Source organism: Acidimicrobiia bacterium, assembly GCA_029210695.1.
Classification (GTDB): Bacteria; Actinomycetota; Acidimicrobiia; order Spongiisociales; family JAHEDJ01; genus JAHEDJ01.
Genome location: JARGFH010000048.1, coordinates 18,353 through 28,742, shown reverse-complemented (window position 1 = coordinate 28,742; position 10,390 = coordinate 18,353). Strand labels below are relative to the sequence as shown.

General features: G+C 60.2%; 9 protein-coding genes. 5 read left to right on the top strand and 4 right to left on the bottom strand.

From position 1 onward, the window contains the following. On the top strand, positions 1-339 hold a 339-nt coding region (locus tag P1T08_13970), incomplete at its 5' end, for a hypothetical protein (protein MDF1597181.1). A 23-nt stretch (positions 340-362) separates the two neighbouring features. On the opposite strand, the gene P1T08_13965 is transcribed toward P1T08_13970, so the two are convergent. From P1T08_13965 to P1T08_13950, 4 genes are all read right to left on the bottom strand, one after another. Beyond that, positions 363-515 (bottom strand): Flp family type IVb pilin, encoded by a 153-nt coding sequence (locus tag P1T08_13965; GenBank protein ID MDF1597180.1) that lies wholly within the window; start codon positions 513-515, stop codon positions 363-365. 8 nt (positions 516-523) lie between these two features. Beyond that, a complete protein-coding gene (locus P1T08_13960; GenBank protein MDF1597179.1) occupies positions 524-694 on the bottom strand; it encodes a Flp family type IVb pilin in 171 nt (56 codons plus the stop codon). Between the two features lie 80 nt (positions 695-774). Next, entirely contained in the window at positions 775-1,410 is a 636-nt protein-coding gene (locus P1T08_13955; GenBank protein ID MDF1597178.1) for a response regulator transcription factor, read from the bottom strand. Then, a complete protein-coding gene (locus P1T08_13950; GenBank protein MDF1597177.1) occupies positions 1,407-2,912 on the bottom strand; it encodes a histidine kinase in 1,506 nt (501 codons plus the stop codon). Before P1T08_13950 ends, P1T08_13955 begins: the two co-directional genes overlap by 4 nt. Before the next feature lie 28 nt (positions 2,913-2,940). Here P1T08_13950 and coaE point away from each other — a divergent pair, with 28 nt between their 5' ends. The 4 genes from coaE to uvrA all read left to right on the top strand — a co-directional run bounded on the left by coaE (position 2,941) and on the right by uvrA (position 10,368). Then, positions 2,941-3,516, top strand: coding sequence for a dephospho-CoA kinase (coaE, locus tag P1T08_13945; protein MDF1597176.1), 576 nt, complete (start codon positions 2,941-2,943; stop codon positions 3,514-3,516). A 36-nt stretch (positions 3,517-3,552) separates the two neighbouring features. Further along, entirely contained in the window at positions 3,553-5,556 is a 2,004-nt protein-coding gene (gene uvrB, locus P1T08_13940; protein ID MDF1597175.1) for an excinuclease ABC subunit UvrB, read from the top strand. After that, positions 5,549-7,105 (top strand): hypothetical protein, encoded by a 1,557-nt coding sequence (locus tag P1T08_13935; GenBank protein MDF1597174.1) that lies wholly within the window; start codon positions 5,549-5,551, stop codon positions 7,103-7,105. The genes uvrB and P1T08_13935 overlap by 8 nt, the downstream gene beginning before the upstream one ends. Before the next feature lie 428 nt (positions 7,106-7,533). Next, positions 7,534-10,368, top strand: coding sequence for an excinuclease ABC subunit UvrA (gene uvrA, locus P1T08_13930; GenBank protein MDF1597173.1), 2,835 nt, complete (start codon positions 7,534-7,536; stop codon positions 10,366-10,368). Positions 10,369-10,390: the final 22 nt, after the last annotated feature.

The following is a 10,390-nucleotide window of genomic DNA, read 5'->3' as shown; positions in this document are numbered from 1 at the left end:
ACAACTAGCATCCAAACCCAACCCAAGGTGAGGAATTTCGATGAGCAACCCTGGGGAATTTCAGCGAGCGGCGTCAGTCCGGCCGTGCGCGTCTTCGTCGACGATCGTGCGGAACTCTACGGCGGGGAGTTCTTCGAGAGAGTGGCGAAGGTGAGGTTGGGAGCACTGGCATGGAGGGCAGCCCAGGAGGAATGGGATATTCAGCAGGCTCTGTTGGATAAAACCGACGGCTTGGTCGGGACGCTCGAGGCCGAGGGATGGGTCGAGGTCTTCAGTGACGACTTCTTTGTGGTTCTAAGAAGTGATAGGCCCCGGGAACCGGGGCCTATCACACCATGAATGTGGTTGTCGTCAACTTCGTCCTATGGGAATCCGGTGTGGATGTCGGCAAACATCGATGACGTTTCTTGACCGACTGACTGGACTGCCAGCAAAGCGACGATCGCAATCAACACCACCAGAATACCGTATTCGATGAGGTTGGCTCCGTCCTCGTTGGTGAGCAGTCGCAGCACCCTGATCCTTACAGGTGAGTAGCGACGTTGTTGAATGTGCTGGAAACGGCGGTACCTGTGAGTCCGACCGCGACCAACGCCACGATGGCGATCAGCACGACCAGCAGAGCGTATTCCACCATGGCAGCGCCGGTGTCATCAGACCACCGGGCCTGGAGCCAAGTCTGCAATGCAAGCATATGTTGCCTCTCCTTCTCGGGTTCGATTGGCTCCGTAACGGTACCACCGAGAGTGTGCGGCACGCCATAGGTCGGATGACCTATTCTGAGTGGAGACCGAGACGGATGGCCTCGACCGCCGCCTGGGCACGATCCGATACCGCCAGTTTCTCGTAGATGCTGGCAAGGTGGTTCTTCACCGTCTTTTGCGATATGTACAGGCGATCTGACAGCTCATCGGTGCTGCTCACGCCGCTGGCGAGCAACCCGAGGAGTTCACGTTCCCGCGGCGTGAGTGACTGTGCGCCCGGATCGAGGATTGGACTTCCGTACTCCTTCCATATCTCACGCAGAGTGGTGTCTGAATGTACCAGCCGTCCGTCTGCGACGGCACGAATGGCGGCGGCCAGGTCGAGAAGTGGCGTAGATTTCGAGAGGAATCCGGCGGCACCGAGATCAACAGCGCGCCGTCGTTCTGCATCACCCGTGTGCATGGTCACGAGAATGGCCGGCGGTTGGGTCAGAGGCGAGGCCAGTACGTCAAGACCGGTCAGACCCGGCATCTCCAGATCCAGGAGAATGACATCGACGAGGATGCCGGCCTCAAGTGCTTCGAGGAACGACTCGCCGGTGCTGTAGACGCCGGTCACGGACATGTCGGGGATGGCGTTGAGGGCCGTGGCCAGACCGTCGGCAAACAGTTGGTGGTCATCGACGATGCACACTCGGGTGATCATCGTCTACCCCAGCGAATGAGGAACGTGGTTCCTGCGCTTGTCGAGTCCAGACTGACATCTGCCTTGATTCTGCTCGCTCGTTCGTGAATCCCGATGAGGCCGAAATGGCCGGCTGGGATGTTGTCTGCCTGAAATCCGCTGCCGTTGTCGGCTATTTCGATGGCGCCGGACTCGAAATCCACCGTGCCACGGATAGTGATAGTTGAGGCGTTAGAGTGACGGATAGCATTTCGGATCACTTCCATCACGATCGCATTGACATCGGCGGCGATGGACGGCCGCGCTTGATGTCGTTCATTGAGTTGGAATAGGACGGCCGGTTGGGATCCCGGACGCCCGCGAATAATATCGAACACGACTTCGCGGATGCTGGGCACCTCATCGGGAACCCGTAGGTCGGCAACGGTCGTGCGGACATTCTCAACCAGATCGCCGACGGAATCGCGCAGGTCCTGGAGATGTGCGGCCAGAACCGGTTCCGCGTGGTGCTGTAGCCCGGCCAGATCGAGTGCGAGCCCGAGCGAGGCGAGCGATGGGCCGATATCGTCATGCAAATCGCGAGCCAGCCGGATTCGTTCCTCTTTGATTGCCGTACGCGCGATGGATTGGAGAAGCAGCACGTTGGCGAAGGCCAGCCCGGCCGGTTGCAGCGCGGCATCAAGTGCGTCCTTCTGGCGTTGTGTCACTTCATGGTCCGTGGCCAGCACCACCGAACCGACTTCACGTTCACCCACACGGAGCGAAACGAGTGTCGTGACGGAATGATCGGGGGCATCGCCCATTCGGGCAACGACGACCGGTCCGGAATCGCTCGCCAGTGAGACATTGGCAGCAGTGAAGGGAACGATCACCCTGGCCGATTCGAGGGCGGCGTTACCAACCTCAATCGGGTTCAATTCGGCTGCTTCAGCCTGGGCTGCGAGTCTGGTTAAGAGGGCGTGAGCCGTTTCGAGACGTTCGAGTCGCGAACTCGTCTCTGCAGTTGCGGCGGCTAGTGCGGTGAACTGAATGCCCTGTTGTATCAGCAAGCGGTTTGCATACCCGAAGGTCACGGCGACCAGGAGGAACAAGACCACCCATTGGACGAGTGTCGCCCAATTCGGGTCGGTGACCGGAAGAACGAGACTCGTGAGGATCCCAGCAGACAGGGCGGCGGCGCCCAGCCCTGCCCGGAACCCGCCCACGACCGCCGAGTCGAGTACCGGGATGAGGGCAAAGAGCAGAAAGGGACTGTCGAGACCACCGGTCAACCCGACGGCCGTCATGCTCGACGCGGCGCCAATCACGATGATTGTTTGGCGAATGAGGTCGCGACGAGCGAGTTTCCTGGGGAGAACAGAAATGAAGACAACGTAGGCACCGCAGAGGCCCACGGCTGTATAGGCGCGAGGCTCCGTGCCGATCTTGAAGAAGACGAGGAAGACGCCGAGTGCGAGGGTCAGCCAGTACAGCAGCTGGACAACTCGCTCGAAGCGGTCTTCCCAGGGAGCTGAGGTATCCATGATTCATTGCAGGGTACAGTCATCTCCAATGATGAGACGGCACATCTTGTTGAGCGGTGGGATCGGGTCCGGGAAATCTGCTGTGGCTGGGCTTCTCAGGGAGCGAGGGATCGAAGCAATCGACGCGGACTCCATTGGCCACGAGGTTCTGGAGCCAGACGGGGAGGCCTATGCGAAGGTAGTCGAGGAGTGGCCGTCGGTGCTCAAGGAGGGCAGGATCGATCGTGGTCGCCTTGCCGCCGTCGTGTTCGATGATCCGGTCGCCTTGCATCGCCTCGAGTCCATATCTCATCCGGCGATTCGTGAACGCATCATGCGACTCGTGGCGGAATCCGACGCTTCAATAGTCGCGGTCGAGGTTCCGTTGATGTCGGACTTCTTGCCCGGTTCGTGGATGCGGGTGATCGTCGACGCCTCGGACGAAGTGCGGCGCCGCCGCCTGCGGGACCGCGGAATGAAGGAGCGGGACATCGACGTTCGCATGATGGCGCAGCCGTCGCGCGCAGAATGGCTCGAATCGGCAGATTGGGTCGTGAACAATGATGGCCATTTCGATGCGCTGCAGGCGGAAGTCGAGGAGTTGATCGAGCACTTGTGGGGCTAGGCCTCGCAGCCGCCGGACTGGTTTAGGCTGATCCCCGTGCCCGAGTTCAGAGTGATCAGCGAATACGAGCCTGCCGGTGATCAACCGGAGGCAATCAGCCAACTCGTCGACGGCATTGGGCGCGGAGATCGGTTCCAAACGCTGCTGGGCATCACTGGATCCGGCAAGTCGGCGACCATCGCCTGGCTGATCGAGAAGGTTCAAAAGCCGACGTTGATTCTCGCCCCGAACAAGGCTCTGGCTGCCCAATTGGCCAACGAGTTCCGCCAGTTCTTCCCGGAGAACCGAGTCGAGTATTTCGTGAGCTACTACGACTACTACCAACCGGAGGCCTACCTCCCACAGACCGACACCTTCATCGAGAAGGACGCAACGGTCAACGACGAGATCGACCGGTTGCGACATGCGGCCACGAGTGCCCTGCTCGTACGGAACGATGTGGTCATTGTCGCTTCGGTGTCGGCGATCTACGGGTTGGGCACACCGGAGCAGTATTCCGGGCAGCTTCTCCGATTGGTGAAGGGGGTCGAGTTCCCGCTGAACGACGCCATCCGCCGTCTCGTCGACATCCAGTACGAACGGAACGAGGTCAACCTGGTTCGTGGCAAGTTCCGCGTGCGGGGTGACACGCTGGAAGTCTTCCCGTCTTACGAGGAGACGGTGACGCGGGTCGAGTACTGGGGTGACGAAGTCGAACGGATTCTGCGGATGAATCCCGTCACCGGAGAGGTGATCGAGGAGATAGCGGAACTCTTCGTGTTCCCGGCCACCCACTATGTCACGACTCGTGAGCGTCTGGAGGAGTCGATCAAGGGCATCGAAGCTGAGCTAGCGGAGCGCCTGGCCGACCTCGAAGGCGCCGGCAAGTTGCTCGAGGCCCAGCGATTGCGGATGCGGACCTCGTACGACCTCGAAATGATGCGAGAGATCGGATTCTGCTCCGGTATCGAGAACTACAGCCGCTACCTCGACGGCCGTCAGGCCGGAGAGGCGCCTTACACGTTGCTCGACTACTTCCCCGAAGGCTTCCTAACCGTGCTCGACGAAAGCCATGTCACGATTCCACAACTACACGGGCAGTTCGAGGGTGACCGGTCGCGCAAGGAGTCGCTGGTTGAGCATGGATTCCGCCTGCCCTCGGCGATGGATAACCGACCCCTTCGGTTCGATGAATGGCTCGAGAAGTCACCGCAAATCGTTTTCTTGTCGGCTACGCCGGGGCCGTTCGAACTTCAACGCTCAGCGCAAGTTGTTGAACAGATCATCAGGCCCACCGGCCTCGTCGATCCCGAGGTGATCGTTCGGCCGACGATGGGCCAGATTGACGACCTGTTGCATGAGATCGGGCAACGCACGGATGCCGATCAGCGGGTGCTGGTCACCACGCTCACGAAAAAGATGTCGGAGGATCTCACCGAGTACTTGCTTGAGATGGGGGTCAGGGCCCGGTATCTGCATTCCGAGATCGATACGCTGGAACGCGTCCAGATTCTCCGGGATCTCCGGCTGGGGGAGTTCGACGTGTTGGTAGGGATCAACCTGCTGCGTGAGGGCCTCGACCTGCCGGAGGTGTCGCTCGTAGCCATCCTGGACGCCGACAAGGAGGGTTTCCTCCGCTCGGAGACCAGCCTGATTCAGACGGTCGGGCGGGCTGCTCGCAACATCGACGGCCAGGTGATCATGTATGCGGATGAAGTCACCAAGTCGATGCAGCGGGCTCTCAATGAAACCAATCGGCGCCGCGGGATTCAGGCCGAGCACAACCGGGAACATGGAATCGACCCGCAGACTATACGCAAGAAGATTTCCGACATCCTCGAGTTGGTCCAATCTCAGCAGGGCTCCGTTGAGCGGCGGCGGACCGAAGTAGAGTCCCGGAAACCACTCGACCTCGGGGGGGATGATCTCCGCCGCCTGGTGCAGAGCCTCGAAGAGGAGATGCATGAGGCCGCCAAGGAACTGCGCTTCGAGTACGCAGCCCGATTGCGTGACGAGATAAGAGAATTGAAGAGAGAGCTACGAGATCTGGCAGATGCGTGAGAAGGTGACACGCCAGGCAGATGGCGAAGAATCTTCCACAAGCTGGGCCCGAGCGCTGTTATTCGTGTCGCTCTTCTGTGTCGCCCCTGCCCTGTCATTCTGGGCAACGAATGCTCCACGCGGCGCTTCCGGGTGGAAGCTTCTCGGCATTGCCGCAGGGACCTCCTGCCTTGGGATCCTTATCCTGATCGCGCTTGGCCGGTTTCTCAAACTCGGTCGAGCGGCAGGGCTTGCTGCAGTTGGAGTCTTCTTGATGTCGAATTGGCAGCTCATCGCCGGGGCTCTCCCCGATGTTGCTTCCCTCCGTTCTGTACCGGGGGATTTCGTTGCGTTGGCCGTTGCGAGCGTCCTGATCGGAGTAGTGCTTCGACTCGGGGACCGTCGCGAGTTCGGGCTGGCGGTAATCGTGATGGCTGGAGTCATCATTGTGCCTTCACTTGCCGGGTTGTCTTTGTGGTATCTGGGTGATGCGGTACAACCACCGATTGATCGGACTTCTGCGCCATCACTGCCAGATGGTCGAAATGACGTGTATCTTGTTGTCGTAGATGGCTATGCGAGGGCAGATGTCTTACGCTCGATGTTCAGCTATGAACTCGACCTAGACGTCTTTGAACGCCATGGCCTTCACGTGATAGCTGACGCGAGGACTGGGTACAGTTCCACTGTCGCATCCATCTCATCGATGTTGACCATGAGTCATGTCGGTACCAAGGGGTACCGACCGACTGATCGCGAGCGCGCCGCTCTTCACGGGATCATGGGTGGCGCGAATCCGGTGGTTGAAGCATTCACTGACGCTGGGTACCAATACGTCCACATTGAGAGCGGATGGGACGGAACCCGGTGTGGTGAGGCCGTGGACCTTTGCCTCGATGCGGGATTCATCGATGAAGCGTCCGGTATCCTCATCGAGAGGTCGATCTTCTCTCGTTGGTTTCAGCGCCGGTTCGGAAGCGCGTTCACTTTCAACGGTCTTCGTGCGCTCGAAGATCTGCAGGTTGTCTCTGAGACAGAGAGTCAAGATCCTCGGTTCGTCTTCGCCCATATTCCCCTCCCACACCCGCCCATGTTTCTCAATCGCAACTGTGAGCTTGTGGCAGATCCCAAGATGGCGGGAGGGGCGCTCGGGAACCCTGGGTTGGCAGGAAGTGCGCTCCTTGAGCGACGAGTCGACGCGTATCTACAACAGATTGAATGCGTGAACGTACGGCTCGGAGCGTTCCTCGATGCTGTGAGCGACTCCGATATCGTGATAATCACAGGCGATCACGGTTCAGATTCTGCTGGACAATTATCTCTTCAGCCCGGCGACTGGAGCGCCGATGCAGTGTATGAAAGGATGTCGGTACTTACAGCATTGCGGATTCCCGGATGCGACGCGGTTCAAGGGTCAAACTTGATGTTGCCAGATCTCTTCCGAATCGTGTTTGCGTGCCTGACCGGAGAAGATCCGATCAGAGCGCATCCCGAAATGTACATCTATCCAGTCGACTCGAGCCCAGGGGTGGTGACGGAATTGGAATACACAACAGCGGTTGACTCATGAGCAGGGGGATCGTCAGCTACATCGATCCAGGTACCGGCGGTTTTATCCGACAGTTCGCGCTCGGTGGTCTGGCAGAGATGACGGCCTTCATTCGATATCCATGGAAGAGCATCAGTCAGCGCTTCTTCACATCTGACCCTGCGCCAGCGCGATCATGGTGATTTGACCTAGGGTTCGAGCTTCGCTGGGCTGCTTACTCGCGGACAAGTGGCCAGCGTCTTCGGTTGGGTTCATCCATCGGTAGTCTCCCAGCGCTCCCGCGGCGCCTTTCGGTCCGTCAGTGAGGGGCCAGCGGCGCCCGGCGACGTATGTGGGATTCGCCGCCGACGGGGGCGGAAGTGATCGCCTCCCTCCGCAGGCAATCGTTGGAGTCGAGCCCGCAAGAACGTGTGTTCGGCAAACCGCTGAGTGGCTACACTCTGTCATCCATGTCCACCGACCGCCTGATCGTTCGCGGGGCACGCGAACACAACCTCAAGAACCTCAATATCGAGCTGCCGCGCGACGAACTGATCGTCTTCACCGGCATCTCCGGATCGGGTAAGTCGTCGCTGGCGTTTGACACGATTTACGCCGAGGGGCAGCGGCGTTACGTGGAGAGCTTGTCGGCCTATGCCCGGCAGTTTCTCGGGCAGATGGACAAGCCAGATGTCGATTTTATCGAGGGCCTGTCGCCGGCGATCTCGATCGATCAGAAGACTGCCAGCCGCAATCCCCGGTCCACTGTGGGCACCGTCACCGAGATCCACGACTACCTGCGCCTTTTGTTCGCCCGGATCGGGACGCCGCATTGCCCGACCTGCGGCCGGGTGGTGGCCCGGCAGACACCCCAGCAGATCGTCGACCAGGTTCTCGACCTCGAAGAAGGCACCCGCTTCTCGGTGCTGGCCCCGGTGGTGCGCGGACGAAAAGGCGAGTATGAGGCGCTCCTCAAGGACCTCAGCAAGGACGGCTTCTCTCGGGCTCGAATCGACGGCGAAATCCGCGACCTCACCGACGATATCCGCCTCGACCGCTACTTCCAGCACACCATCGAAGTCGTCATCGACCGGTTGGTACGCAAAGACGGCATCGAACGCAGGCTCACCGAGTCCATGGAAACCGCTCTCGATCTCGCAGAAGGCGTAGCGGTAGTCGACATCGATGGCGGTGCCTCGCTCAACTTCAGCCAGCACCTGGCATGCGCCCACTGTGGGCTGTCGTTCGAAGAGCTCCAACCCCGCAACTTCTCGTTCAACAGCCCGTACGGGGCCTGCCAGTCCTGTTCCGGCATCGGTACCCGCTACCAGGTCGACCCCGAGTTGGTCATCCCGGACGTTGACAAATCGATCATCGATGGAGTGGTGGCGCCCTGGTCGGGACTGCGGGGCAAGTACTACCAGCGACTCCTGGCCGGCGTCGCCGAAGCCAAAGGATTCGACCCCAACAAACCGTTCTCCAAACTCACCGAACGCCAGCAGGGGATGATCCTCAACGGCACGGGCAACGAGAGCATCGAGGTCACCTACACGAACCGCTTCAACCGCCAGCGTCGCTACCACACCACATATGAAGGGGTCATTCCCTTCCTGCGGCGTCGCCACGAAGATGCCGATTCAGACTCGGCCCGCGACTACTACCAGGAATACATGAGAGAGGTTCCGTGCGACGCCTGTGGAGGCGCCCGCCTCAACCCGGTCACGCTGTCGGTCACCATCAACGGACGCAACATCTTCGAGGTGTCTGCGATGTCGCTGCGCCGGGCAGCCGACTTCGTGGGCAATCTCACCCTCGACGAACGCCAGGCCCACATCGCCGAGCGAGTGGTCAAGGAGGTCCGGGCCCGCCTCAACTTCCTGCTCGATGTGGGACTCGACTACCTGACTCTCAGCCGCAGTGCCGCCACTCTGGCCGGGGGAGAGGCACAACGCATTCGTCTGGCGACTCAAATTGGCTCGGGCCTGGTCGGTGTGCTCTACATCCTCGACGAACCCTCCATCGGTCTACACCAGCGGGACAATCAGCGGCTCATCGAAACACTGCTCCGGCTGCGAGATCTCGGAAATACGCTGATTGTCGTCGAGCACGACGAGGAGACCATTCGGGTCGCCGACCACGTGGTCGACATCGGCCCGGGCGCCGGCGAGCACGGCGGTCACATCGTCGCCGAGGGAACGCCGGACGATATCGCCAAGGTCAAAGGGTCGCTGACCGGTGACTACCTATCGGGGCGGAGGTCGATTGCGGTGCCGCAGACGCGCCGGGAACCGAACGGCCGTTGGATCGAAGTCATCGGCGCCACTGAGAACAACCTCAAAGATCTCGACGTTCGGTTCCCGCTCGGGATGTTCGTGGCGATCACCGGTGTATCGGGAAGCGGCAAGTCGACCCTGGTCGAAGATGTCCTCTCGAAAGCGCTCCACAAGGCCGTCTACCGCTCACGCCAGGTTCCCGGCCACCACCGGAGGGTCACCGGCGTCGAGGAAATCGACAAGATCATCAACATCGACCAGTCGCCCATCGGTCGAACTCCCCGCTCGAACGCCGCCACCTACACCGGCGTCTTCGACAAGATCCGGGCGTTGTTCGCGTCGACGCCCGATTCGAAGATGCGCGGTTACAAACCCGGTCGCTTTTCGTTCAATGTGAAGGGCGGGCGCTGCGAAGCATGCAAGGGCGACGGAACCATCAAAATCGAGATGCACTTCCTGCCTGATGTGTATGTTCCGTGCGAGATCTGCAAGGGCCGTCGTTACAACCGTGAGACGCTCGAAGTCCTGTTCAAGGGCCATTCGATCGCCGATGTGCTGGAGATGTCGATCGAGGAAGCGATGCATTTCTTTGAGAACCAGCCGCCGATCGCCCGGGTGATGCAAACCATCTACGACGTCGGTCTCGGCTACGTCAAGCTCGGCCAGCCGGCTCCCACCCTGTCGGGCGGCGAAGCGCAGCGAGTGAAGTTGGCCTCGGAGCTGGGCAAGCGCTCGACCGGGCGGACCTTCTACATTCTCGACGAGCCCACCACCGGACTGCACTTCGAAGACATCCGCAAGCTGCTCGGTGTTCTGCAGCGCATTGTCGACACCGGCAACACGGTGCTGGTCATCGAACACAATCTCGACGTGATCAAGAGTGCAGACTGGATCATCGACCTCGGCCCCGAAGGTGGCGACGGGGGCGGACGGATCGTCGCCGAGGGCGCTCCTGAGGATGTTATCAACGTATCCGAGAGCTACACCGCCAAGTTCCTGCGTGAAGTGCTTTCAAGAGGTTCTGCGTTGTAGATTGACGGCAGTGATCCGATCG

Bases quoted from the DNA above. Each gene is read 5' to 3' on its own strand.
- P1T08_13960 (MDF1597179.1), bottom strand. From the start codon at position 694: ATGCTTGCATTGCAGACTTGGCTCCAGGCCCGGTGGTCTGATGACACC.
- P1T08_13935 (MDF1597174.1), top strand. From the start codon at position 5,549: ATGCGTGAGAAGGTGACACGCCAGGCAGATGGCGAAGAATCTTCCACA.
- uvrA (MDF1597173.1), top strand. From the start codon at position 7,534: ATGTCCACCGACCGCCTGATCGTTCGCGGGGCACGCGAACACAACCTC.
- P1T08_13950 (MDF1597177.1), bottom strand. From the start codon at position 2,912: ATGGATACCTCAGCTCCCTGGGAAGACCGCTTCGAGCGAGTTGTCCAG.
- coaE (MDF1597176.1), top strand. From the start codon at position 2,941: ATGATGAGACGGCACATCTTGTTGAGCGGTGGGATCGGGTCCGGGAAA.
- P1T08_13955 (MDF1597178.1), bottom strand. From the start codon at position 1,410: ATGATCACCCGAGTGTGCATCGTCGATGACCACCAACTGTTTGCCGAC.